General features: G+C 70.0%; 17 protein-coding genes and 1 riboswitch. Of the genes, 4 read left to right on the forward strand and 13 right to left on the reverse strand.

The genetic code is table 11. The features are described 5' to 3' along the window. Positions 1-28: 28 nt before the first annotated feature. Entirely contained in the window at positions 29-2,956 is a 2,928-nt protein-coding gene (locus ACFVFQ_RS12790; protein WP_383413400.1) for a GNAT family N-acetyltransferase, read from the reverse strand. A gap of 198 nt (positions 2,957-3,154) precedes the next feature. Here ACFVFQ_RS12790 and ACFVFQ_RS12795 point away from each other — a divergent pair, with 198 nt between their 5' ends. Next, positions 3,155-3,436 carry an HPr family phosphocarrier protein gene (locus ACFVFQ_RS12795; RefSeq protein WP_383413403.1) on the forward strand — a complete coding sequence of 94 codons (282 nt, stop codon included), beginning with the start codon at positions 3,155-3,157 and terminating at the stop codon, positions 3,434-3,436. A gap of 477 nt (positions 3,437-3,913) precedes the next feature. On the opposite strand, the gene ACFVFQ_RS12800 is transcribed toward ACFVFQ_RS12795, so the two are convergent. The 4 genes from ACFVFQ_RS12800 to ACFVFQ_RS12815 form a co-directional block, all read right to left on the reverse strand. Next, a complete protein-coding gene (locus tag ACFVFQ_RS12800; RefSeq protein ID WP_383413406.1) occupies positions 3,914-4,600 on the reverse strand; it encodes a GntR family transcriptional regulator in 687 nt (228 codons plus the stop codon). 245 nt (positions 4,601-4,845) lie between these two features. Then, positions 4,846-5,622 (reverse strand): M23 family metallopeptidase, encoded by a 777-nt coding sequence (locus tag ACFVFQ_RS12805; RefSeq protein WP_383413409.1) that lies wholly within the window; start codon positions 5,620-5,622, stop codon positions 4,846-4,848. 12 nt (positions 5,623-5,634) lie between these two features. After that, positions 5,635-5,791: riboswitch (cyclic di-AMP (ydaO/yuaA leader) on the reverse strand. A gap of 310 nt (positions 5,792-6,101) precedes the next feature. Then, a complete protein-coding gene (locus ACFVFQ_RS12810; protein WP_383413661.1) occupies positions 6,102-7,493 on the reverse strand; it encodes a M16 family metallopeptidase in 1,392 nt (463 codons plus the stop codon). Between the two features lie 29 nt (positions 7,494-7,522). Next, a complete protein-coding gene (locus tag ACFVFQ_RS12815) occupies positions 7,523-8,863 on the reverse strand; it encodes a M16 family metallopeptidase (RefSeq protein WP_383413664.1) in 1,341 nt (446 codons plus the stop codon). Between the two features lie 312 nt (positions 8,864-9,175). On the opposite strand from ACFVFQ_RS12815, the gene ACFVFQ_RS12820 reads away from it, so the two are divergent. After that, positions 9,176-11,620: a DNA topoisomerase (ATP-hydrolyzing) subunit A gene (locus ACFVFQ_RS12820; RefSeq protein ID WP_383413412.1), complete on the forward strand. Its 2,445-nt coding sequence runs from the start codon at positions 9,176-9,178 to the stop codon at positions 11,618-11,620. A 240-nt stretch (positions 11,621-11,860) separates the two neighbouring features. Here ACFVFQ_RS12820 and ACFVFQ_RS12825 read toward each other — a convergent pair whose 3' ends face one another. Next, positions 11,861-12,973 carry a CobW family GTP-binding protein gene (locus ACFVFQ_RS12825; RefSeq protein WP_383413415.1) on the reverse strand — a complete coding sequence of 371 codons (1,113 nt, stop codon included), beginning with the start codon at positions 12,971-12,973 and terminating at the stop codon, positions 11,861-11,863. A 504-nt stretch (positions 12,974-13,477) separates the two neighbouring features. Here ACFVFQ_RS12825 and ACFVFQ_RS12830 point away from each other — a divergent pair. Next, on the forward strand, positions 13,478-14,443 hold the full coding sequence (locus ACFVFQ_RS12830; RefSeq protein ID WP_383413417.1) for a sucrase ferredoxin: 966 nt from the start codon (positions 13,478-13,480) through the stop codon (positions 14,441-14,443). 660 nt (positions 14,444-15,103) lie between these two features. Here ACFVFQ_RS12830 and ACFVFQ_RS12835 read toward each other — a convergent pair. From ACFVFQ_RS12835 to ACFVFQ_RS12850, 4 genes are all read right to left on the reverse strand, one after another. Further along, on the reverse strand, positions 15,104-15,790 hold the full coding sequence (locus ACFVFQ_RS12835; protein ID WP_383413420.1) for a response regulator: 687 nt from the start codon (positions 15,788-15,790) through the stop codon (positions 15,104-15,106). Then, positions 15,787-16,953 (reverse strand): sensor histidine kinase, encoded by a 1,167-nt coding sequence (locus ACFVFQ_RS12840; RefSeq protein WP_383413423.1) that lies wholly within the window; start codon positions 16,951-16,953, stop codon positions 15,787-15,789. The genes ACFVFQ_RS12835 and ACFVFQ_RS12840 overlap by 4 nt, the downstream gene beginning before the upstream one ends. A 31-nt stretch (positions 16,954-16,984) precedes the next feature. Continuing rightward, positions 16,985-17,473 carry a DUF1453 domain-containing protein gene (locus ACFVFQ_RS12845; RefSeq protein WP_383413426.1) on the reverse strand — a complete coding sequence of 163 codons (489 nt, stop codon included), beginning with the start codon at positions 17,471-17,473 and terminating at the stop codon, positions 16,985-16,987. A gap of 159 nt (positions 17,474-17,632) precedes the next feature. Continuing rightward, positions 17,633-19,753 (reverse strand): type IIA DNA topoisomerase subunit B, encoded by a 2,121-nt coding sequence (locus ACFVFQ_RS12850; RefSeq protein ID WP_383413429.1) that lies wholly within the window; start codon positions 19,751-19,753, stop codon positions 17,633-17,635. A 444-nt stretch (positions 19,754-20,197) separates the two neighbouring features. Here ACFVFQ_RS12850 and ACFVFQ_RS12855 point away from each other — a divergent pair, with 444 nt between their 5' ends. Then, positions 20,198-20,428: a hypothetical protein gene (locus ACFVFQ_RS12855; protein WP_039632042.1), complete on the forward strand. Its 231-nt coding sequence runs from the start codon at positions 20,198-20,200 to the stop codon at positions 20,426-20,428. 122 nt (positions 20,429-20,550) lie between these two features. On the opposite strand, the gene ACFVFQ_RS12860 is transcribed toward ACFVFQ_RS12855, so the two are convergent. The 3 genes from ACFVFQ_RS12860 to ACFVFQ_RS12870 all read right to left on the reverse strand — a co-directional run bounded on the left by ACFVFQ_RS12860 (position 20,551) and on the right by ACFVFQ_RS12870 (position 24,429). After that, positions 20,551-21,360 carry a serine protease gene (locus ACFVFQ_RS12860; protein ID WP_383413433.1) on the reverse strand — a complete coding sequence of 270 codons (810 nt, stop codon included), beginning with the start codon at positions 21,358-21,360 and terminating at the stop codon, positions 20,551-20,553. Positions 21,361-21,495: 135 nt separating this feature from the next. Further along, positions 21,496-23,046: an RNA polymerase sigma factor gene (locus ACFVFQ_RS12865; RefSeq protein ID WP_383413436.1), complete on the reverse strand. Its 1,551-nt coding sequence runs from the start codon at positions 23,044-23,046 to the stop codon at positions 21,496-21,498. Positions 23,047-23,448: 402 nt separating this feature from the next. Beyond that, positions 23,449-24,429, reverse strand: coding sequence for a FadR/GntR family transcriptional regulator (locus ACFVFQ_RS12870; protein ID WP_383413439.1), 981 nt, complete (start codon positions 24,427-24,429; stop codon positions 23,449-23,451). Positions 24,430-24,594 lie beyond the last annotated feature (165 nt).

Consider the following 24,594-nt stretch of genomic DNA (forward strand, 5'->3'; position numbering starts at 1 on the left):
TTACGGGGCGCACCGGGGCGCGAGACCCTCAGTAGACGGGCAGCCGGCGGGGCCCGAGGTCGGTGGTGGCGGGCGGTCTGGCGAGGCGGACGGAGGCGCCCAGGACGGCCAGGCCGTGCGGGGCGACGACGACCGGTTCGAGGTCCACGGCGACCACCTCCGGATGGTCGTCGACGAGCCGGGAGACCCGCAGCATCAACTCCTCCAGGGCGGCGGTGTCCACCGGCTGGGAACCGCGCCAGCCGAAGAGCAGCGGGGCGCTGCGGATCGACCGGATCTGCTCGTTGACCTCGCGGTCGGTGGCCGGAATCAGACGGTGGGCTATGTCGCCGAGCAGTTGGGAGGGCGCGCCGGCCAGCCCGAAGGAGAGGACCGCGCCGGCGGCGGGGTCGATGGCGGCGCGGACGACGGTGTCGACGCCGCGCGGCACCATCGCCTGGACGACCGGCCGGAGCTCCGTCGGCGAGCCCAGGCGGGCGGTCAATTCGGCGTAGGTGCGGCGGAGTTCGGCCTCGCCGGCGATGTCGAGGCGGACGCCGCCGAGGTCGGCGCGGTGCCGTAGGTGGGGGGCGGTGGTCTTGAGGGCGACCGGGTAGCCGAGCCGGGCGGCGGCGCGGACGGCGGTGTCCGGGTCGGGGGCCGGGAGGGTGGGGCGGGGGTGGATGCCGTAGCGGGCCAGCAGCGCCTCGGCATCGGGCGGGGGCAGCGCGACGGAGCGACCGGGGGCGACGTCCGTGGTGAGCTGGTCGAGCAGCCGCTCGATGTCCGCGCCCGCCGCTGCCTCCTGGATGTCGTCGTAGGCGGGCACCCGGCCCGGCTCGGCGGCCGCCCGGCGCCACGCGGCGTACCGGACGGCCTCGGCGAGGGCGCGGACGGCCCGCTCGGCCGCCGGGTAGGCAGGGATGCGGACGGGGCGGGGTGCGGCCTCGGTCTCCGGGGCGGGGGTCCGGTCGTGGGTATACGGGGGCGCTATCGGGCCGTGCGGTGCCCCGGGGGCAGCGAGGGGTCGCCCCTGGGGCTCGGGGGCGGGAGCGGACGGCTCGTCATGGGCCTGCGGGGCGCAGGGCTCGGGCGGGGCCGCGAGCGTCGCGGCCAGGTCGTCCATCGCGAGGTGGACGACGGCGACCGGCTTGGCGGCGTCGGCGGCGACCGCGGCGCGCAGGGCGGCGGCGAGCGCGGCGCCCTCGCCGCCCCTCGGGGAGGCGCTGCCCTCCTCCCCCACCCACGGGATCGCGGTGACGACGACGGCGTCGCAACCGTCCCCGGCGAGCGTCCGGGCGAGCGCGGCGCGGAAGTCCTCCGGGCTGGCGGCGGACGGCAGGACGTGGGGGCGCTGCGGGCGCAGCCCCTCGGTGAGGCAGGCGTCGTAGGCCAGGAGGGCCAGCGATTCGGAGTTGCCCAGGATGGCGACGCGGGGGCCGGCCGGCAGCGGCTGGGCGGCCAACAGCAGCCCGGCGTCGATCAGTTCGGTGACCGTGTCGACGCGGATCACGCCGGCCTGGCGCATCAGGGCGGCCACGGTGCTGTCGGGGACGCGGACGGTGGGGACGGCGTGGCCCATGGGGGCGGTGCCGTGGTGCCTGGCCCCCTTGGCGACGACCACCGGCTTGACGGCGGCGGTGCGGCGGGCGAGGCGGGCGAACTTCCGGGGGTTGCCGATGGACTCCAGGTAGAGGATGGCGACGTCGGTGTGCGGGTCGTCGTACCAGTACTGGAGGAGGTCGTTGCCGGAGACGTCGGCGCGGTTGCCGGCCGAGACGAAGGTGGAGATGCCGGCGATCCCGCCGTCGCCGGGGCCGCGCTCGTGCAGGCCGCTGAGGAGCCCGATGCCGATCGCGCCGGACTGGGTGAACAGGCCGATCCGGCCGGCGCCGGGCATCTGGGGGGCGAGCGAGGCGTTCAGCCGGACCTCGGGGGCGGTGTTGATCAGCCCGAAGGCGTTGGGCCCGATGAGCCGCATCCCGTAGGAGCGGGCCCGGTGCAACAGGGTGCGCTGCCGTTCGCGCCCGTCGGGACCGGCCTCGGCGTACCCGGAGGAGAGGACCAGTACGCCCTGGACGCCGTGCTCACCGCAGTCGCGGATGACGTCGGGGACGGCGGCCGCGGGGACGGCGACGACCGCCAGGTCGACCGGCTCGGGGATGTCGCGCAGCGTACGGGCGGCCGGCACGCCCTCGGGCTCCAGGCGGCGGAGGTCCTCGGGGAAGGCGTGGTTGACGGCGTGCACCCGGCCGGTGAAGCCGGCGTCGAGGAGGTTGCGCAGCGCGGTGCGGCCGACGCCGCCGGGGGTGCGGCCGGTGCCGATGACGGCTACGGAGCCGGGGGCGAGCAGTCGTTGGACGGAGCGGGCCTCGGCGCGCTGCTCGCGGCCGCGCATCACGGCCATGGACTGCTCGGTCGGTTCGAGGTCGAGCTCCAGGCGGACGACGCCGTCCTCGAAGGTGCGCTTCTGCGTGTAGCCGGCGTCCGTGAACACCTTGATCATCTTGGTGTTGGCGGGCAGCACCTCGGCGGCGAACCGGCGGATGCCGCGCTCCCTTGCGACGGCGGCGACATGCTCCAGGAGTGCGGAGGCGACGCCGCGACCCTGGTGGGCGTCCTGAACGAGGAAGGCCACCTCCGCCTGGTCGTCCTCGGGACTCTTGGCGGGAAGCCCCCGCGCGTCGATCCGGTCGTAGCGGACGGTGGCGATGAACTCGCCGCCCACGGTGGCGGCCAGGCCGACCCGGTCGACATAGTCGTGGTGGGTGAACCGGTGGACGTCGCGGTCGGACAGGCGCGGGTACGGCGCGAAGAAGCGGTAGTACTTCGACTCGTCCGACACCTGCTCGTAGAAGGAGACCAGCCGCTCGGCGTCGTCGGGCGTGATGGGCCGGATGCGCGCCGTCCCGCCGTCACGCAGCACCACGTCGGCTTCCCAGTGGGTCGGGTAGGCATGATCCGGCGGCGTCTGCATGCGGACAGCGTACGGCGGGCCACTGACAACCGGCTCGGCATGCGTACTCTCGTTCTTCCCGGTCTCATCGCGCGGACCCGACGGCCTGAAAGAAGGGCCGGCAGCCCGACGGGAAGCCGGGGCGACAGGCTGCCGGACCACCCCCGGCAGCGTGCGAGAATGGTCTAGACAACAGTCACGACTTTGAAGGGCAACACCATGGCTGAGCGCCGCGTCAATGTCGGTTGGGCCGAGGGGCTGCACGCCCGCCCCGCGTCGATCTTCGTCCGAGCGGCCACCGCCTCCGGTGTCCCGATAACGATCTCCAAGGCCGACGGCAACCCGGTGAACGCCGCCTCCATGCTGGCGGTCCTGGGCCTGGGCGCCCAGGGTGGCGAGGAGATCGTGCTGGCTTCCGAGGCCGAGGGCGCCGAGGCCGCGCTCGACCGCCTGGCGAAGCTGGTCGCCGAGGGCCTTGAGGAGCTCCCCGAGACCGTCTGAGCCCCCGAGTACCAGCGGGGGGCCACGCACCCCGCCCAGGACTTCGGACGCCAGTCGACACGGCCCCGCCGTGGCAACCGGTACACACAACCGGCTGCCGCGGCGGGGTCGTTCGCGTGTGCGTGGAGGCAAGCACTCGCCATTACTTGAGGGCGTCGGGCGATTTGAGGGCGTCGGGCAATGCGTTGAACCGTGGGCGACAAAGGCACGTTGCGGATTCTTCGTCGGCCAATCGGAAGCCTCAGAAATTCGCATGGCCGTCCGGGAGCGATTCCGGACGGCGATAGGGTCCACCAGCCGCCACCCTCATTCGCGACCTCTGGCCGGCACCCCTAATACGAGATTCCCATTCTCCCCATTCACAGGGGGGCATTTCGGCAAGCGGCATCAGAAACGCACGCCGAGCACCCCCGCCCCGCCTTCTCCCCCAACACTCGCATTCCCCGACGCCTCCCCCCTTTGTATACGGGGCGATTGTTAAGCGCGGGCGCGTGCCGTGTTGACGGGTCGTTTCGCCTCGCTCACATCGGAAGCGTGGCGGCGCAGTCGGTACACCGGGAGCGAGCGTTCGATGTGCGCCGCCATGAGGGTGCGCGCCCGTTCCGCGTCCCCACGGGCGACGGCGTCAAGTACGGCGCCGTGTTCGTCCCACGCATCGGTGACGCGGGTGGGCGGCTCGATGACATAGGTCCACTCGATCTTGCGTCGCAGCTGGGTGAGGAGCGCCGTGAGACTGGGGCTGCCGGCCGCCTGGGCGAGCGTCTCGTGGAACCAACCGTCCAGCTGGCGCAGGTCGTTGGGGTGACCGTGGCGGGCCCGTTCGCGACCGAGTCGCACCAGGCCGCGCAGCACCTTGAGGTGAGCGGTGGTGCGGCGGGCGGCGGCGCGGGCTGCGCCCAGCGGCTCCATGAGGGCGCGCATGTCGAGGAGGTCGGCGGCCTCCTGCTCGGTGAGCTCGGCGACGCAGGCGCCCGCGTGGTGGCGGGAGGTGACGAAACCTTCGGACTGGAGGGTGCGCAGCGCTTCCCTCACCGGGACCCGGGAGACGCCGTACCGCGCGGCGAGAATGTCCTCGATCAGCCGGCTCCCCGGCGCGAGCAGACCGGAGACGATATCGTCCCGAATCGCCGTGCACACCGCGTGCGCGGAAATGTGGCTTCGCATCGTCCGTGCCTCCGCCGTAATCCCCGAAAGATGTCACCGCTCGGCGACATTCCTCGACTCTATTCGACACGGATGGATTCTCCCGTGGAATGTCGCGAATTCAACGGCGCTTTTCGGACGGTGCGGTCCGGGAAGCTGGCGGACGGACCGGCGGTGGCCCTACGGAAACGACGGAGCCCCGGCCCACCAGGGTGGCGGGCCGGGGCTCCAGGGGGACGGTGCTGCGGCGGAGAGGTCGGGGAAGGTCAGACGCTGACGCCGTGCGCGCGCAGGTAAGCGATCGGGTCGATGTCCGAGCCGTAGTTAGGGCCGGTCCGGGCCTCGAAGTGGAGGTGCGGGCCGGTGGTGTTGCCGGTGTTGCCGGAGAGGGCGATCTGCTGCCCCGGGGTGACGGACTGCCCGACGCTCACCCCGATCGACGAGAGGTGGCCGTACTGGGTGTACGTACCGTCGTTCATCCGGATCACGATGTTGTTGCCGTACGCGCCGCCCCAGCCGGCCTCGACGACGGTGCCGGCGCCCACGGCGTGGACCTGCGTCCCGTAGGCGGCGTGGAAGTCGATGCCGGTGTGGCTGCCCGAGGACCACAGGCCGCTGGACGCCTTGTACGCGGTGGAGACGTAGGAATCGGCCACCGGAGCAACGAAGGTGTTGAGGCGCTTGCGCTCGGCCTCGCGGGCGGCGCGTACCTTAGCCGCGCGCTCCTCGTCGGCCTTCTTCTTCGCCATCTCGGCCAGCCGCTTGGCCTCGACCTCGGCCTTCGCCCTGGCCTCGGCGGCCTCGGCAGCCGCCTGCTGCGTGTCCGCCTGGGCCTCGATCCGGACGGCGAGTTCGTCACCGAGCTCGACGGCGTGCTGGAGGCCGGTGTCGTGGGTCGGCTCGCCCGTGGCGGCCAGCGCGGGCGACGCTACGGAGGCGACGACTCCGGAGGCCGCGAGGGTGGCTATGCCGGCGAGGTTGCGGGTCGTGCGAGCGGTGCGGCTCGCACGGCGGTGCTTCCCGGTGGCACGGGTGAACGCCATGTACGGGCTGGTCCTTTCCTTCCCTCTCGCCTACCGGGTTAGCTGACGGGTTCGGAGCAGGAAGGTCTCCTACGGGCTCCTCCGGAGAGGAGTCCGATTCACCCCAAGGGACATGTGGGTCCCCGGCTCCCCTGGCTCGCGCCGTACGGGGACTCGGCGATGACTGCTCGGTGCCACTGTTGTGGCGGAGTTGTGACGAACAGCCGGACCGACGCTAAACGGGGCAACTTTCAATCGGCAAACAGAACTGGAGTTTTGTGCGGCACGCCACACTCGAATCGGGCAACCGACGCAACCGGGCAGACGGCACCGCCCGGTTGCGGGCGCGGCCCCGTAGAGGTGACGGAGCAACGCTCACCAGTTGGGCGGGCGGAAAACGCCGTGCACACGCAGCGGCTCCCGTGGCAAGTCACTGCCACGGGAGCCGCTTTGTCGATAAGTGACGGGACGTCGGGTGACGTGCCGTCATGCAGCCGAGGTCAGCCGCTGACGACCGTCACCTCGCCGATGCCCAACGCCTTGACGGGCTCGGCGATCTGCGCCGCGTCGCCCACCAGGACCGTCACCAGCCGGTCCGCGGGGAAGGCGTTGACGACCGCCGCGGTCGCCTCGACCGTGCCGGTCTCCGCAAGCCGGACGTACAACTGCGCCTGGTAGTCGTCCGGGAGCTGCTGCTCCACCTGGTCGGCCAGGGTCCCCGCAACCGCAGCGGCGGTCTCGTACTTGAGCGGGGCCACGCCGACGAGGTTCTGCACGGCGACGTCGCGCTCGGCGTCGGTCAGCCCCTCGGCCGCGAGGGTGCGCAGCACCGTCCACAGGTCCTTCAGGGCCGGCCCGGTGGAGGCGGTGTCCACCGACCCGCTGATGGCGAGCAGGGCGGCGCCGGTGGCGCCCTCCGGGGACGACGGGGCGGAGGAACGCAGGACCTGGCCGAAGGCGCGCACCCCGTAGGTGTAGCCCTTCTCCTCGCGCAGCACCCGGTCCAGACGGGACGTGAGGGTGCCACCCAGGCAGTACGTGCCGAGCACCTGGGCGGGCCACACCTGGTCGTGCCGGTCGGCGCCGACCCGTCCGATGAGCAGCTGGGTCTGAACGGCACCGGGACGGTCGACGATCACCACGCGACCGGTGTCGTCGGCGACGACCGGCGAGGGCTTCGACGGCTGCGCGGGGGAACCCTTCCAGGCGCCCAGGGTGTCGGCCAGCGCCGCGTCCAGGTCGACGCCGGTGAAGTCGCCGACGATGACGGCGGTGCCGGTGGCGGGCCGGACGTGCGCGTCGTAGAAGGCGCGGACGGCGGCCGCGTCGATCCGGGCGATGGTCTCCTCGGTGCCCTGACGGGGCCGGGACATCCGGGAGTTGGCCGGGAACAGCTCCTTGGACAGCGCCATCGCCGCGCGCCGGGCCGGGTTGGCCAGCTCGTGCGGGATCTCGTCGAGGCGGTTGCGGACCAGCCGCTCGACCTCGTCGTCCGGGAAGGCGGGGGCACGCAGCGCGTCGGCGAGCAGACCGAGGGCACGCGGCAGACGGGAGGCCGGGACCTCAAGGGAGACCCGTACACCGGGGTGGTCGGCGTGCGCGTCCAACGTGGCGCCGCAGCGCTCCAGTTCGGCGGCGAACTCCTCGGCGGTGTGCTTGTCGGTGCCCTCGGAGAAGGCCCGGGCCATGATCGTGGCGACGCCGTCGAGGCCCTCGGGCTCGGCCGCCAGCGGGGCGACGAGGTTGACCTCCACGGCGACGACCTGCTGCCCGGGCCGGTGACTGGTCAGCAGGGTCAGCCCGTTGGCCAACTGGCTGCGCTCGGGCGCCGGGAAGGCCCACGGCTTGGGCGCACCGCTTTGGGGCTGCGGGTGGAACTCCATGGTGCTCATGGGGGCGTCTGCTGGGGTGGTGGCGTCGGTCACTTGGCCGCCTCCTCTTCCTCGGTGCCGGCGGCGTCGGGCTGCGCGGTGGGCTCGTAGACGAGCACGGCGCGGTTGTCGGGGCGCAGCCGGGCCTTGGCGGCCGCCTGCACCTCCAACGGGCTGACGTCCAGGACGCGCTGGACGGCGGAGAGCGCGAGCTGCGGGTCGCCGAACAGGACGGCGTAGCGGCACAGTTCGTCGGCGCGGCCGCTGACCGTGGCGAGCCGGTCCAGCCATTCGCGCTCCAGTTGGGCCTGGGCCCGCTCCATCTCCTCCGGGGTCGGCCCCTCTTCGGCGAAGCGGGCCAACTCCTCGTCGACGGCGGCCTCGATGGCGGGGACCTCCGCGCCACCGGACGCCTTCACGTCCAGCCAGCCCAGTGAGGGCGCACCGGCCAGCCGCAGCAGACCGAAGCCGGCGGCGACGGCGCTACGGTCGCGGCGCACCAGGCGGTTGTACAGGCGGGAGGACTCGCCGCCGCCCAGGATGGTGAGCGCCACGTCGGCGGCGTCGGCCTCGCGGGTGCCGTCGTGCGGGAGACGGTAGGCGGCCATCAGGGCACGCGCGGGGACGTCCTCCTCGACGACGGTGCGGAGCTGGCCGCCGATGGTCTCGGGCAGGCTGCCGTCGCGCGGCGGCTGCTTGCCGTCGTGCGAAGGGATCGAGCCGAAGTACTTCTCCACCCAGGCCAGCGTCTGCTCGGGGTCGATGTCGCCCACGATGGACAGGACCGCGTTGTTGGGCGCGTAGTAGGTGCGGAAGAAGGCCCGCGCGTCCTCCAGGGAGGCGGCGTCGAGATCGGCCATCGACCCGATGGGGGTGTGGTGGTACGGGTGGCCCTCCGGGTAGGCCATGGCCGTCAGCTTCTCGAAGGCCGTGCCGTAAGGGACGTTGTCGTAACGCTGGCGGCGCTCGTTCTTGACGACGTCGCGCTGGTTCTCCAGGGATTCCTCGTCGAGCGCGGTCAGCAGCGAGCCCATCCGGTCCGCCTCCAGCCAGAGCGCGAGCTCCAGCTCGTGGGCGGGCATGGTCTCGAAGTAGTTGGTGCGCTCGAAACTGGTGGTCCCGTTGAGCGAGCCGCCGGCACCCTGGACGAGTTCGAAGTGGCCGTTGCCCTTCACCTGCGCGGACCCCTGGAACATCAAGTGCTCGAAGAGGTGCGCCAGGCCCGTACGGCCCTTCACCTCGTGACGCGAGCCGACGTCGTACCACAGGCAGACGGCCGCCACCGGCGTCAGGTGGTCTTCGGAGAGCACCACGCGCAGGCCATTGGCCAGCCGGTGCTCGGTCGCTGTCAGGCCGCCGGAGCCGGCTTGTTCTGTGGCCGTGTGACCCATGGGCATGTACGTCCCTTCGATCCGCTTGCGAGGAAGTTCTGTCACTGTATGCAACCGCGTCGGCATCTGGCGAAGTTCCCGTCAGGAAGGCCACGATCGGGCACCGGAGCCGACGGTGGGGCGATAAGGGGGGAGTCGTGGTGAGCGTTGTCAGTGGGGCGGTCCACAATGGTCGGCGTCAGACTCATCGGACTCGTCGGTCGGTCCGCCGGCCGACCGGTCAACGTTGATCACGGCGTTGGTCGTAGGCGTTGACCCAACAGCGTTGTTCCCACATCGGCAGTAGACGCAGCAGAAGGAGCCGCAGCCGCGATGGCCCGCCGCAGCACGAAGACCCCGCCGCCGGACGACTTCGAGGAGAGGATCCTCGACATCGACGTCGTCGATGAGATGCAGGGTTCCTTCCTTGAGTACGCGTACTCGGTCATCTACTCGCGCGCCCTGCCGGACGCCCGCGACGGCCTCAAGCCCGTACACCGCCGCATCCTCTACCAGATGAACGAGATGAGCCTCCGGCCCGACCGCGGCTATGTGAAGTGCGCCCGGGTCGTCGGCGAGGTGATGGGTAAGCTCCACCCGCACGGTGACGCCTCCATCTACGACGCCCTGGTGCGCATGGCGCAGCCGTTCTCGATGCGGGTGCCCCTGGTGGACGGGCATGGCAACTTCGGCTCCCTGGGCAATGACGACCCGCCCGCCGCGATGCGGTACACCGAGTGCCGGATGGCGTCGGCGACGTCCCTGATGACGGAGTCCATCGACGAGGACACCGTCGATTTCACGCCCAACTACGACGGCCAGGAGCAGGAACCGGTCACGCTCCCCGCCGCGTATCCGAACCTCCTCGTCAACGGGGCGTCCGGCATCGCCGTCGGCATGGCGACGAACATGCCGCCGCACAACCTCGGTGAAGTGGTCGCCGCGGCCCGGCACCTGATCAAGCATCCGAACGCGGATCTGGACACCCTGATGCGCTTCGTGCCGGGTCCGGACCTGCCGACGGGCGGCCGGATCGTGGGACTGGGCGGCGTACGGGACGCCTACGAGAAGGGCCGCGGCACGTTCAAGATCCGCGCGACGGTCACGGTGGAGAACGTCACCGCCCGCCGCAAGGGCCTGGTCGTCACCGAACTCCCCTTCACCGTCGGCCCGGAGAAGGTCATCTCCAAGATCAAGGACCTGGTGGGGGCGAAGAAGCTCCAGGGCATCGCGGACGTGAAGGACCTCACCGACCGCGAGCACGGTCTGCGGCTGGTGATCGAGGTCAAGAACGGCTTCAACCCGGAGGCCGTCCTGGAACAGCTCTACAAGCTGACGCCGATGGAGGAGTCCTTCGGCATCAACAACGTCGCTCTGGTCGACGGCCAGCCGCTGACGCTGGGCCTCAAGGAGCTGTTGGAGGTCTACGTCGACCACCGCTTCGAGGTGGTGCGCCGGCGCAGCGAGTTCCGGCGCACGAAGCGGCGCGACCGACTCCACCTGGTCGAGGGCCTGCTGACAGCCCTGGTGGACATCGACGAGGTCATCCGCCTGATCCGCTCCAGCGAGAACAGCGCGCAGGCCAAGGAACGCCTGATGGAGCGCTTCGCGCTGAGCGAGGTGCAGACCCAGTACATCCTCGACACCCCGCTGCGCCGGCTGACCAAGTTCGACCGGATCGAGCTGGAGGCCGAACGCGACCGGCTGGAGGCCGAGATCGCGGAACTGACCCGGATCCTGGAGTCGGACGCCGAACTGCGCAAGCTGGTCTCGGGGGAGCTGGCGTCGGTCGCCAAGAAGTACGGCACGCCGCGTCGCACGGTCCTCCAGGAGTCGGCGGGGGCCACCGTCGCCGCGGTACCGCTGGAGGTCTCCGACGACCCGTGCCGTGTACTGCTGTCCTCCACGGGCCTGTTGGCGCGCACCACCACGGCGGAGACGTCGTTCGACCCGGACGCCAAGCGCGTCAAGCACGATGCGATCGTCTCGGCGGTGCCGGCTACGGCGCGCGGCGAGGTGGGGGCGGTGACCTCCCAAGGCCGGTTGCTGAGACTGTCGGTGATCGATCTGCCGCAGCTCCCGGACACCATGGCGCCCAGTCTCGCCGGTGGTGCGGCGATCGCGGAGTTCCTCAGCCTCCAGGACGACGAGCAGCTGGTGTGCCTGACGACGCTGGACGAGTCCTCACCGGGTCTCGCGCTCGGTACGGAACAGGGCGTCGTGAAGCGCGTGGTGCCCGACTACCCGTCCAACAAGGACGAGTTGGAGGTCATCACCCTCAAGGAGGGCGACCGCATCGTGGGCGCGGCCGAGCTGCGCACGGGCGAGGAGGACCTGGTCTTCATCACCGACGAGGCGCAGTTGCTGCGCTATCCGGCGTCGCAGGTGCGGCCACAGGGCCGGCCGGCGGGTGGTATGGCGGGCGTCAAGCTGGGAGAGGGCGCCAAGGTGCTCGCCTTCGCGGCCGTGGATCCGGCCGCGGACGCCATGGTGTTCACGGTCGCCGGATCGCACGGCACGCTGGACGACTCGGTGGCGACGGCCAAGCTCACCCCGTTCGACCAGTACCCGCGCAAGGGCCGGGCGACCGGCGGCGTGCGCTGCCAGCGGTTCTTGAAGGGGGAGGACTGCCTGACGCTGGCGTGGGTCGGCCCGGCGCCGGTGCGGGCCGCTGACGCCAAGGGCGCCCCGGTTCCGCTGCCGGAGCCGGACCCCCGCCGGGATGGCTCCGGCGTGGCCCTGGCCAAGCCGGTATCGGCCCTGGCCGGCCCCGTGTAACGACGACCGACCCAACACACGACGGACGCCGCCGGGGTGGTGAACCACCGCCTCGGCGGCGTCTGTTGCGTGTGTCGGGAGCTGTCTCGCTTGGCTTGCCGGGCTCCTTGGCGACAATCCACGACAACAACTCGCTGGCATCAGCTCAACTCGTGACGCTACGGAGCCACGCCCCGCACTCCCGCAGACGCCGCGCGTCTCGCGCACGGGGAGTCACCGGAACACCGCCCAACTGCCCCGTCATTCCTCCCGCGAGGCCACGTAACGCAACACGCCCCACATGCTGTGTTCATCGGCCTCCGCCGGCACCTCCTGCCGGCAGTTCGCCAGCTCCTTGCGCAGCGCGGGCGCGTCGATGCCACTGCCGATCATCACCAACTGCGTGCACCGTTCCTCGCCCTTCGGCCACGGCTCGGGATAGAAGCGCAGAAAGTTGCCGACCGCGTGCAGCGTGAACCTCTGACGGTTCTCCGGCACGTCGAAGTGAACAAACCCCTTGATGCGGTAGAGGCCGGAGGGACGACTGTCGAGGAACTCCATCAGTCGGCGCGGGTGCATCGGCTCGACGGAGGTGAACTCCACGCTCTCGTACGCGGCGTGGAGATGCCCGGAATGATGGTGGTCGCAACCATGGCAGTCCTGATGGTCATGCTCGTGACCACCACCGATGCCTTGTCCCGGAGCCCCCTGCGCGGAAGCCTCACGTAGCAGGTCTTCGAAGGACAGCTGGCGGACTGCCGCGTCACGAGCCTCCCCCTGCCCGCGGTCGAAGAACATCTCCGGGTCGATCCGCCCGTAGGCCGTGCAGATCACCGGCCGGCCCGGGGCGAGTTCCGCAAGCGTGTCGGCAAGTTTCTGACGTGCCTCGTCCGAGAGCCGGTCGGCCTTGTTGAGCACTACGAGATCCGCGATCCCGACGTGCCGGTTCAGCTCAGGGTGCCGGACACGCGTGTCCTCAAATTCCGCCGCGTCGACGACCTCGATCAGCCCGCCGTAGACGATCCGCTCGTTGTCGCTCGCGAGGATCATGCGGATGAGTTCCTGCGGCTCAGCCAGCCCACTGGCCTCGATGACGATCACGTCGATACGGGCGGCGGGGCGAGCCAGCCGCTCAAGGTAGTCATCCAACTCACTGGTGTCGACGGCGCAGCACAAGCATCCGTTGCCCAGCGACACCATGGAGTCCACCTGGCCGGCAACCGTCATGGCATCGATCTCGATGCTGCCGAAGTCATTGACGATCGCACCGATCCGGGTGCCGTCGCCGGCCCGCAGCAGGTGGTTCAGGAGGGTGGTCTTGCCCGACCCCAGGAAGCCCGCGAGCACGACGACCGGGATCTGTTGAGTGGCCAAGGGACGCCTCCATGGTGCGGGTGGCGGGCCGCACGGACCGGCGGCGGACGAGCTGCCGATCGTAACCGACCGCTTGCGGTCAGAGCCCGGCCCACCTACGCCCGCCCACGGCCTCCGCCTACGGCATCAAGCCACGCTCCTGAACGGCGACCGTGAACGGCGTACACCGCCGACGACCCCACACCCACCAGGTGTCCACGACCGAGACCTAGCTGCGGCCCGCAGGCAACCACACCAACCCCCTGAGGACCAGCCACGTCAGCGCCAGCCACCTACGGGCAGCAACGCCTAAGCGCCCGCATCCCGCCCTGGTCCCACCGTCCCGGTGCGCCGCCGCCCCGGCTTCCTACCGCCCACTGGCACCCGACTACCGCCCCGCAGCAACCGACCCCCACGCCCGACTCCGCTGTACCGCAGGCAGGACACACCACCGCCGCGAGCCGTTGCGTGCCCCATCACTCTCCCGGCATTCCGGGCACCACCCTCCGGGTTAGGCTCGCCTTTGTGAGCACATGCGCTATCGCTTCCCTTGAAGCGGCCGAACCCCTCGCCGGCACGGCCGCAACCGCCCGGACCTGGCTGCTGATCGAGCAAACCGGGCCATGGGGAGCCAAGGCGCTGACGGACAGCCACCTCGATCCGCACCTCGGCCGGGCCCTGGAAGCCGCAGCAGAAGGGACCGGCGTACGCGTCGCCCTCATCCGTCGCCCGGGTCGCCATGCCGATCTCCACGGCACCACCCGCCGCCGCATGTTCCTCGCTCACACCTCGCCGGGCCGTTCCTGGCTCCGCACCACCACCGTCACCGACCCGAAAGTCGCGCTCGGACTCGACTTCGCCTCCCTGGGAGCCGGAGACCATCACGGTCTCTGGGAGCCGTACACCGGCGAACCTGTGGTGCTTGTGTGCACCAACGGCAAACGGGACCGCTGTTGTGCACTCCTCGGCCGCCCGCTGGCCGCTCAGCTCGCCACCGACGGCTGCGCGACCTGGGAGGTCACGCACATCGGCGGCCACCGCTTCTCCCCCACTCTCTTCGTCCTCCCCTACGGCTACGCCTACGGACGCGCCTCGACCCAACTGGTCAAGGACGTCGTGGAATCGGCCCGCAGTGGCCGCATCGCGCTCGACCAGTGCCGGGGCCGATCGACGTGGGATCGGCCGGCCCAGGCCGCCGATCTCGCGGTCCGGGAGCTGATCCGTGAGTGGCGCGCGGACGCACTCGACGTCGTAGGGACCGATCCGATGCGGCCCGAACCGTCCGGTGCCTCCGGGCGAGCGCCGGGAGACGGACCGCTGGCGAATGCCGTTCGCAGTTGGGCCGTTGACGTTGCGCACGCCGACGGGCGCGCGTGGCGGGTGGTAGTCGATCAGCGGACCGACGGTGCTCCGACGCCCGCCAGCTGTGGTGCGCCGCTCGGTCCACCGACGCGTATGGCGGTCGCGTCCATCACCGCGCTCAGGGCCTGAGTTACCGCTGGGCGGCGCCCCCTGCCGGCGCTTCCGCGGTTCTGAAGTCGGCGGCGGATCAGGCTCCGTTGCTTTCCCTCCTCGCGCGGAGTGCCGCATTCCACCGCTCTGTCCTCCGCCCGCCCCCACTGCGCAAGCCAGCGCGACCCCCAACGCCAGTCCCAGCGTCGCAACCAGCCCCAGGCCGAACGACGGTCCCACGCCTCGCAGCACGGCACCGCGGTTCCTCTCGCCCCTCGGCACCAGCCCCGACGCCCCCGCGCCGGCTCCCACAACCCACAACATCCCTAACTCCCCCTCCGCACGCTCCCCCGCGCGCGTCCAGACCGGCGTCTCTCACCCGCCTCAGCGCAGCGCGCTCAGCGGCAGCCATCACCACGAGGCGACGGATCGCCGACCTTCGAACCTGACCCTGCGAGGCTACGCACACACAATCCGCAAGCGCAGCGCCTGTGGATAACTCCACTCCGCCCCCGCGACAGCCCAACCCCGCGGCCCCAACTGGCCATGCCACGCCCCCTCACACAGGGCCTACTCCCCGCCCAGAGAAGCGAATTGCCCCAGCGCGGAGACCACCACACACCCCGAAACACGCACCCCGAACTGCCAGCAACAACCTCACACCCGAAGCCGGGATGGGCCCGAAGCCCACCTCCCGAGCTACGGCTCCGGCGTCCCCGGAGGCTCCGCCAGGCCGTGCCGATAGGCGTAGTGGATGGCCTGTGCCCGATCGCGCAGTCCCGCCTTGGCGAAGAGGTTGTTGATGTGCGTTTTCACCGTCGCCGTGGAGACATGCAGCGTACGGGCGATCTCCGGATTGCTCTGCCCTGTCGCGACCAGACGCAGCACGTCCACCTCCCGTGCGGTCAGCCCGTCCGGAGGCTCGGCGGGAGGTTCGGGACGGCTTCGTACGGGCTCGGCGAGGCGTTCCAGCAAGCGGCGTTGGATCTTCGGCGACAGCCCGGCCTCACCCGACAACACGTCGTCGATGGCGCGGACGATCTCGTCGCCGTCCGCGTCCTTGGTGAGGTAACCGCGGGCGCCGGCCTGCAGAGCGGGAAACAGCGAGTCGTCGTCGGCATACGTGGTGAGCACGACGACCTGCGTGCCAGGGTGTTCCGTACGGATGCGACGGGTCGCCTCGACTCCGTCGCAACGCGGCATCCGCAGGTCCATCAGGACGACGTCCGGGGCCAGTTCGGCGACCATGCGGACCGCCTCGTCGCCGTCTGCGGCCGAACCGACGACCTCAATTCCCGGCAGCAGCCCCAACAGCATCACGATTCCCTCGCGCACGACCGTCTGGTCGTCAGCCACGACCACGCGCGCCGTCGTACGCCCCGTCATGCCGGCACCCGCAGCCGCACCACAAAACCCTCCTCATCGGGGCCGGACTCCAGCGTTCCGCCGAGGAGTTCGGCGCGCTCCCGCATCCCGAGGAGACCGTACCCGGAACCGCTTCGCGCGAGTTCCCCCGGCTTGCCGCGTCCGCCGGAGTCCCGCACCACCAACCCCACTTCACCCTCGAAGTACTCCAGCCACACGCTCACATGGGCACCCGGTGCGTGCTTGCGCACATTGGTGAGTGCCTCCTGGGCAACTCGTCGGACCGCAAGCCCCGCCTCCGCGGGCAGTACGCGCGGCGCCCCTGTGACGTCTAGTTGCGCGCCCTCAGCGGCCGCCAGGCGGCGCAGGAAGTCCTCGACCGGGATCGTCTCCCCTCGCAGGGCGGAAAGCGCCTCACGCGTGCCGTCAAGCCCTTCTCGGGCCATTCCGCGGCACGCCACCACCCGCTCCAGCAGCTGTTCGCGGTCGGCCTCCAGGTCGGCACTGCGTTGGATCAACTGCCGAGCCGCCTCAAGATGCACCAACTGGGCGCTGAGGCTGTGCGCGAGGACATCGTGGATCTCGCGGGCGATCCGGCCGCGTTCGGCGAGCGCCGCGGTTTCGGCCTCGGCCTTGCGGGCCGCGCGCTCTTGGGCCAACAACCGCTGGGCGTTGCCCCGTGCCTCCGCGTCGAGGCGTACCACGTAGCCGGCCAGGGCCAGGCCGGTAGCGGTCACGGTGGTGGTCAACCAGCTGTCGCTGTTGACCACGGCGAACGCGCCGAGCGCCGCGGCGGAACACGGCACCGCGGCGATGAGGGGCAGCCGCTCAATCGCCGTCATGGCGCAGGCACACCAGAGGACGGTCGCCGGCAAGCGGGCGCCGACCAACAGGAAGCCGAGGGCGGCCGCCTCCAGTACGACATACAGCGCGAGAGCGGGCCAGAGCCGCCGCTCCAGGGTCATCCGGAACAGACCCCAGAACGCCAGCATAGTGACGAGCAGTACGGCGGCCGCCGCGGCCAGTCCCCAACCGGAGAAGGTGCCGCCCGCGAAGGTGCTCCAGAGCAGACCCGCGACCACCGCGGCACGGGTGCCGCGACCGAGCCAGAGACGAGTCTCGCTGAGGCCAGCACGGGAGAGTGACTCCCGCAACGGCCACCTCGTCCAGGCATTTGGCGGCACGGGGGGTCCTTTCAGTACGTGGCGCAGGGGCTCAGCCTGCGACAGGGACACGGTACGTCCGCTGCATCCCCTGGGCCCGCCAAGCGGTCACTCCGGACCGGGTGAGCAACATCGCCGCCACGGACATCAGCGTCGCCGGGCTGCCCTGATGGACACCCAGGGCAGCGGCAATGCCCATGAGGCCCACGCGCAGCACCATCCCGCAGAGCCACACACCGGCCGCCGCCCAGGTCCCCTTGGTCCACACCGCGCCGCTCTCGTCGTTCCAGATACGCGTGGTCCACGCCCATGCGGCGCCACTGGCCAGCCCTATCAGGAGCGTGGCGATCAGGAGGGCCACGGAGGCGGTGCGATGGGCTGGGTCCAGGATTCCTGGCTCACGCATCGCCATGAAGAACAGGATGGCCGGCATCAACCACCACTTCCGACCTTCCGACGTGATGCGCTGCGCGGTGAACTGCCGCGCGAAGACGAACGCGACAACCGCGATGAGCACAGCGATGTTGAGCCAGCCACTCATGGCCCGGGCCTCCGTGGGACGGTGAATCTCGACGTTTCCGACGCTACGGAGACCCGCCCGTCCCCCGGATCGGCGCCAGGGTGGGGCCCGGGTGGAAAAGGCGACGGGCGCCTCTCCACCCTCAGGTGGAGAGGCGCCCGTACCGAGGCCATGACCGAATCAGGTGTCGATGCGCGAACGGTCCAGAGTGGCCGCGGAGTTGGTGATGAACTCCTTACGAGGAGCGACCTCGTTGCCCATCAACAGGTCGAACGCCTTCTCCGCGGCTTCTAGATCGCCGATGTTGATCCGGCGCAGGGTGCGGTGGCGCGGGTCCATCGTCGTCTCGGCGAGCTGGTCGGCATCCATCTCACCGAGGCCCTTGTAGCGCTGGATGCTGTCCTTGTAGCGGACGTTCTTGCGCTGGAGCTCCAGGAGGGTCTGCCGCAGCTCGTTGTCCGAGTACGTGTAGATGTACTTGTCCTGGCCCTTCTTGGGGTTGATCAACTCGACGCGGTGCAGCGGCGGGACGGCGGAGAAGACCCGGCCCTGCTCGACCATCGGCCGCATGTAGCGCTGGAAGAGGGTCAGCAGCAGGGTACGGATGTGCGCGCCGTCAACATCGGCGTCGGCGAGGAAGATCACCTTGCCGTAGCGAGCCGTGTCGATGTCGAAGGTACGGCCGGATCCGGCTCCTATGACCTGGATGATGGCCCCGCACTCGGTGTTCTTGAGCATGTCCGAGACGGACGCCTTCTGGACGTTGAGGATCTTGCCGCGGATCGGCAGCAGCGCCTGGAACTCCGAATTCCGCGCCAACTTGGCGGTGCCCAGCGCCGAGTCACCCTCGACGATGAACAACTCACTGCGATCGACATCGTCGCTGCGGCAGTCCGCCAACTTGGCCGGCAGGGAAGACGACTCCAGCGCCGTCTTCCGTCGCTGTGCCTCCTTGTGCTGCCGGGCGGCGATACGCGTGCGGGCCGCGGCGACGATCTTCTCCAGGACGGAGCGCGCCTGCTGCTTGGCATCCCGCTTGGTGGAGGTCAGGAACGCCTTCAGCTCCTTGCTGACCACCTGGGCGACGATCCGGGAGGCGGCGGAGGTGCCGAGCACCTCCTTGGTCTGCCCCTCGAACTGCGGCTCCGCGAGCCGCACCGTGACGACGGCGGTGAGGCCCTCCATGGCATCGTCCTTGACGACGTCGTCCTCGGCGACGCGCAACAACTTGCTGGACCTCAGCACCTCGTTGACGGTCTTGGCCACCGAACGCTCGAAGCCGGCGACGTGGGTGCCGCCCTTGGGGGTGGCGATGATGTTGACGAACGACTTGAGCGTGGAGTCGTAGCCGGTGCCCCAACGGAGGGCGATGTCGACGCCCAGTTCGCGGGTGACTTCGGTGGGTGTCATGTGGCCACGCTCGTCGAGGACCGGCACGGTCTCCTTGAACGTACCCTGGCCGCTCAGCCGCAGGACGTCGCAGACGGCCTTGTCCTGGGCGAGGTACTCGCAGAACTCGCTGATGCCACCGTCGTAACGGAAGGTCTCTTCCGTCTTGCCGGCGCCGTCAATGCCGCGCTCGTCGCGCACCACGATGGTCAGGCCCGGCACCAGGAAGGCCGTCTGGCGGGCGCGGGCGTGCAACGTCTCCAGGGAGAGCTTGGCGTCCTTGAGGAAGATCTGCCGGTCCGCCCAGTAGCGCACCCGGGTACCGGTCTTGGTCTTGGGGATGCGCTTCCCCTTGAGCAGCCCGTTGGCCGGCTCGAACGGCGCGTCCGGGCCGGATCCGGTGAAGGCACCGGGCACGCCGCGGCGGAAGCTGATCGCGTGCGTCTTGCTGCTGCGGTCGACCTCGACGTCCAGCCGCGCCGAGAGCGCGTTGACCACCGAGGCGCCGACACCGTGCAGGCCGCCAGAGGCGGCGTACGACCCGCCACCGAACTTTCCACCGGCGTGCAGCTTGGTCATGACGACCTCGACGCCGCTGAGCCCCGTCTTGGGTTCGACGTCGACGGGAATGCCGCGGCCGTTGTCCTGTACTTCCACGGACCCGTCGCCGTGGAGGATGACCTCGATGTGGTCGCAGTAGCCGCCTAGCGCCTCGTCGACGGAATTGTCGATGATTTCCCACAGGCAGTGCATCAGCCCACGACTGTCCGTCGAGCCGATGTACATGCCAGGACGCTTCCGTACGGCTTCCAGGCCCTCAAGGACGAGCAGATGCCGCGCGGTGTAGTTGGAACCGTCCCGGTCTGCCCCGGTCAGCACTGCGGTGGACGGCACGGACATCTCGGCGGTCACGCGGTTCGCTCCTCGCTGAATTTCTGACAGTCCGCATTCCGCGGACTCGGTTGTGGCGGTGTCGCCGGTGAGAGGGTACCGAGGCCCAGTAGAGCCGATGTGACGCCACCCGTGAGCGTGACCATGGTAGTAGAATTTCGTTCGTACGTTCGATCGCTCGTTGGGGTGACGTCCGAGTGACGTGCACATCACGTTCCCTTCGAGGCATGAACCATTTAGGCTCCGGGCACGTCCTCATCAACGACCGGCAAGCCAGCCGGGAGGGCAGACTTCACCAACCAACGTGAATCAGACCACCACGCAATACGGCTCATTCGCCGCCACCCGGCAGCACCCGGCCCCCTCGAAGAATTTTTTCGGGGAAAAGGCACGAGCGGGAACGTTTTCGGCCTGGTTGGATGTTGACCCTGGTACGACAGCTCGTCGAGCTAGAGAAGAGGCGACGTGACTACTGTTCTGACACCCGCGAGCCCGCTGACGGCCGCTGACCGGTGCGACCGCTGCGGCGCCCAGGCATACCTGCGCGTCGTCCTGATGTCCGGCGGAGAACTGCTCTTCTGCGCCCACCACGGCCGCAAGTTCGAGCCAGAACTCAAGAAGATCGCCGCGGAAATACAGGACGAGACGGAGCGGCTCACCGCCACCCCGAGGTCTGCGTCCGAAGAGGAACGCTGACACATCGCATCCACGACGAGCGAGTAGCGGCACAACGCCGTGCGACGGGCGGTCTTTCCGACACCATCGGGAAGGCCGCCCGCACTCGTCCGTTAACGGCCCTCGCCGGGACTCGGCACCGCTCAGCCGGCGCCGTGCGCCAGCACCGCCGGGAGCAGCGCGGACGCCCGCGTGTAGACACCGGGGCTGCCCGCACGCCCGCAACCCGTCCCCCACGACACCAGCCCCACCAGCCGCCCTCGCACCACTAGCGGCCCACCACTGTCCCCTTGGCAGGCATCCCGCCCGCCCTTGGGCTCCCCTGCGCACAGCATCGAATCCGCCTTGAAGGTCCCGTCGGCACTGCCCGGGTACGCCCGCGCACACACCGTGTCCCCCAGGACGTCCACCCGCGCCGACCGCAGCCGTGACGCGTAGCTGCCGTCCCCCGTCATGTCACCCCACCCGTAGACCGTGGCCGCGCTCCCCGCGGCGTAGGCGCTGTCGTTCCGCCGCGCTATGGGTATCGGCTGGTTCGGCACCCGCTTCTCCAGGGTGATGACGGCCATGTCGTCCTCGTTGGTCCAGGTGTTGTAGCTCGGATTGACCCACACCTTCGCGACCTTGACCTCCTGCCCCCCTTTGCCAGAGAGGTTGTTGCGCCCGACGACGACCCTGAGGTCCTTCACCTCCCGCCAGGGCAGCCCGAGGACTTCCCGACCCAGGCAGTGCGCGGCCGTCACCACCGTCGCGTGCCCGACCAGCACGCCACCGCAGAACTGTCCGGAGCGCTTGTTTCCGAACCGCTGGTGCGACGCCAGGGCCACCGCCCAGGGGCTCTGTGAGGGGCGGACGGGCTTGCCCCCGACCACCGACCCGTCCGCGGCCGCCGAGGCCGGCACGGCAAGTATCAGCGCGAGGCCCCCGAGGGCGGCTCGTACGGTCGGGCGCATACGGACTCCTGACTCTGGGACAGCGGTCGCCCACCCAGAGTGAGCCAAACGGACGCCTTCCGCACCCGGACGGCCGCGAGCCCGGCGCTCCACGAGGTGGAGGGCCGGGCTCGCGGCGTGGTCGGGCCGTTGGGGCTAGTCGAGGTAGTCCCGCAGCACCTGGGAACGCGACGGGTGACGCAGCTTCGACATCGTCTTGGACTCGATCTGGCGGATCCGCTCACGGGTGACGCCGTAGACCTTGCCGATCTCGTCGAGCGTCTTGGGCTGGCCGTCCGTGAGGCCGAAGCGCATGGAGACCACGCCGGCCTCACGCTCTGAGAGGGTGTCCAGCACCGAGTGCAGCTGCTCCTGGAGGAGCGTGAAGCTGACCGCGTCGGCCGGAACGACTGCCTCGGAGTCCTCGATGAGGTCACCGAACTCGCTGTCGCCGTCCTCACCCAGCGGGGTGTGCAGGGAGATCGGCTCGCGGCCGTACTTCTGGACCTCGATGACCTTCTCGGGGGTCATGTCCAGTTCCTTGGCCAGCTCCTCCGGGGTGGGCTCGCGGCCCAGGTCCTGAAGCATCTGACGCTGGACGCGAGCCAGCTTGTTGATGACCTCGACCATGTGGACGGGGATACGGATCGTCCGGGCCTGGTCGGCCATGGCGCGGGTGATGGCCTGACGGATCCACCACGTCGCGTAGGTCGAGAACTTGTAACCCTTGGTGTAGTCGAACTTCTCGACCGCGCGGATCAGACCGAGGTTGCCCTCCTGGATCAGGTCCAGGAAGAGCATGCCGCGGCCCGTGTACCGCTTGGCCAGGGAGACGACCAGACGGAGGTTGGCCTCCAGGAGGTGGTTCTTCGCCCGGCGGCCGTCCTCGGCGATGATCTCCAGCTCGCGCTTGAGCTTCGGCGCGAGCTTGTCGCTGTTGGCGAGCTTGTCCTCGGCGAACAGACCCGCCTCGATGCGCTTGGCGAGCTCCACCTCCTGCTCGGCGTTGAGGAGCGGGACCTTGCCGATCTGCTTGAGGTAGTCCTTGACCGGGTCGGCGGTGGCGCCGGCCGCGGCGACCTGCTGGGCAGGAGCGTCGTCCTCATCCTCGTCCGACAGCACGAAGCCGGCGTTCTCGGCACCCTCGGGTTCGGTGGGCTCGCCCTTGCCGGGCGCCGGGGTCTCCTCGGTCAGCTCCTCTTCGAGCAGGTCGTCGACGTCCTTCTTGGCCGCGGTCTTCTTCGCGGTGGCCTTCTTGGCCGTGGCCTTCTTCGCGACCGTCTTCTTGGCGGTCACCTTCTTCGCCGCAGCCTTCTTCACAGGCGCGGCCTCGGACTCACCCGGGTCCGGGTCCGCCACGGAGGCGGCGGCCGACGCGGTGGTGGTCTTCTTCACCGTGGCGGTCTTGGCCGCGACGGTCTTGGTGGCGGTGCGCTTCGCCGGACTCTTCGCTGCGACGCTCTTGCGGGTGCGCTTGGGCGCCTCTGCGGCACTGACCATCAGCGTCACACCCTCCTCGTCGAGGATCTGGTTGAGGCTGCGCAGAACGTTCTTCCACTGGGTTGGCGGAATCTGGTCAGCCTCGAAGGCCCGACGCACGTCATCGCCGGCGATCTGCCCATCTGCCTTTCCCCGCTCGATGAGCGCCATCACAGACTCGGACTCGGCGATCTCCGGCGGGAGCGTACGGGATGTGCTGGCCGACACGAACAACCTCTCGGAACGATGGAAACGGCTTCCGACCCCGTCCACTGTGGGTCGGAGCCGACGACCGCCGGTGGGGATGGACCGACGGCGCAAGGGCAACCGGGGAGTTGAACAGCGCCACGAACGCCGCTCGTATTCCCTCCTCGGCTATCACCTCTTACGTCATCGCGCTTCCCCGGAGAGCGTTACGGCCAATCTGCGTGGCCCGAGTCACACCCCATAACGACCCCTTCCCCGTCATATGCCATGCAATCCTCCCAAAGCCTTCCGCCGGATCCGGTCGTCATCCCGGATCCGGCGATCTTGCGCTCCTTCTGTGCGTATGGCGCGTCCTCGGCGGGTCCGTAGGGGACGCGAGGTCGCGCGGTACTTACGGTCCGCACGTGCTCGGGGTGCGAGCCCTCAGTGCTCGCGGGGCGCGGGGACGACGTGGTCCACGGGCGCCCCGGCACCCTGGCCGGCGGTGTCGCTGTGGGCGGCGAGGAGCTGGCGCATCGCGGATTCGGCAGCGGTGGCGTCGCCGGAACCGATGGCGTCGACGACCCTCATGTGCTGACCTACGGACGTCTCGACCGGTCGCTCGCAGCCACCGGATCCGCCGGAGACGTGCAGGGCGGAGGTGACGATGCCCGCGAGGTGCTCCAACATGCGGTTGCCGGCGAGTTGGAGGAGCAGGGTGTGGAACTCGGCGTCGGCGCGGGCGAACGTCATGGAGTCACCCTGGGCCGCGGAGTGGCCCATGATCTCGACCATGTCCGCGAGCCGTTGCTGGATGTCCTCGCGGCCGTGGCCGGCGGCGAGGCGGGCGGCGAGTGGCTCGATCGTCCAGCGCAGCTCGCACAGCTCGCGGCGTTGGTCGTCGCGCTGCGGCCCGTAGGCGCGCCACTCGATGATGTCGGGGTCGAGGAGGTTCCAGTCGCTGACCGGACGCACCCGGGTGCCCACGTTGGGGCGCGCGCTCACTAGGCCCTTGGCTTCGAGGACGCGCAGGGACTCCCGGACGACGGTGCGGGAGACCTCGAAGCGCTGGCCGATCTCCTCGGGGACGAGCGGACGGTCGGCACCGAGATCACCGGAGACGATCATCTGGCCGAGCTGCTGGACGAGTTGGCCGTGGAGCCCGCGGCCGCGGTTGCCCGCCGCGCGCCGACCGACCCGGCCGATGTCTGCGTCGGAGCTTTCCCAGACCGACGAGACGCGCTCGGCGCGCTCCTGGCCGGTGGCGTTGGCGGCGTTGGCGTAGGGGTAGCGGTCAAGCTCGCCGGGGCCTGCGAGGCCGGTGTCGCCGGGGCGAGCCGCGGTCATCATGGTGTGCGCAAGGGTACTCACGCATCCTTTGTCGGCGTCGCTCCGAACGGCCTTGAGGTCTTTGGTGAAAAGCACACGAAAGGGTGATCGCCCGCTATCTCGCAATTGACGCTTTATCGGAAAGAAATGCGCTTTCGGCGGCGAGTTGTGGACAAGGGGTGCAACAACGGGGCCTGGAATCGGGCGTTTTGGCCAGTCAGGGCCGCCACCCCGTTAGCACGGTGAACACATAAGCGCAGC

It is taken from the genome of Streptomyces sp. NPDC057743 (assembly GCF_042798755.1).
Classification (GTDB): Bacteria; Actinomycetota; Actinomycetes; order Streptomycetales; family Streptomycetaceae; genus Streptomyces.

Excerpts from the sequence above, each read along its gene's own strand:
- ACFVFQ_RS12835 (WP_383413420.1), bottom strand. The coding sequence starts at position 15,790 with ATGACGGGGCGTACGACGGCGCGCGTGGTCGTGGCTGACGACCAGACG.
- ACFVFQ_RS12860 (WP_383413433.1), bottom strand. The coding sequence starts at position 21,360 with ATGCGCCCGACCGTACGAGCCGCCCTCGGGGGCCTCGCGCTGATACTT.
- ACFVFQ_RS12800 (WP_383413406.1), bottom strand. The coding sequence starts at position 4,600 with ATGCGAAGCCACATTTCCGCGCACGCGGTGTGCACGGCGATTCGGGAC.
- ACFVFQ_RS12815 (WP_383413664.1), bottom strand. The coding sequence starts at position 8,863 with ATGGGTCACACGGCCACAGAACAAGCCGGCTCCGGCGGCCTGACAGCG.
- ACFVFQ_RS12795 (WP_383413403.1), top strand. The coding sequence starts at position 3,155 with ATGGCTGAGCGCCGCGTCAATGTCGGTTGGGCCGAGGGGCTGCACGCC.
- ACFVFQ_RS12805 (WP_383413409.1), bottom strand. The coding sequence starts at position 5,622 with ATGGCGTTCACCCGTGCCACCGGGAAGCACCGCCGTGCGAGCCGCACC.
- ACFVFQ_RS12790 (WP_383413400.1), bottom strand. The coding sequence starts at position 2,956 with ATGCAGACGCCGCCGGATCATGCCTACCCGACCCACTGGGAAGCCGAC.
- ACFVFQ_RS12810 (WP_383413661.1), bottom strand. The coding sequence starts at position 7,493 with ATGAGCACCATGGAGTTCCACCCGCAGCCCCAAAGCGGTGCGCCCAAG.
- ACFVFQ_RS12820 (WP_383413412.1), top strand. The coding sequence starts at position 9,176 with ATGGCCCGCCGCAGCACGAAGACCCCGCCGCCGGACGACTTCGAGGAG.
- ACFVFQ_RS12845 (WP_383413426.1), bottom strand. The coding sequence starts at position 17,473 with ATGAGTGGCTGGCTCAACATCGCTGTGCTCATCGCGGTTGTCGCGTTC.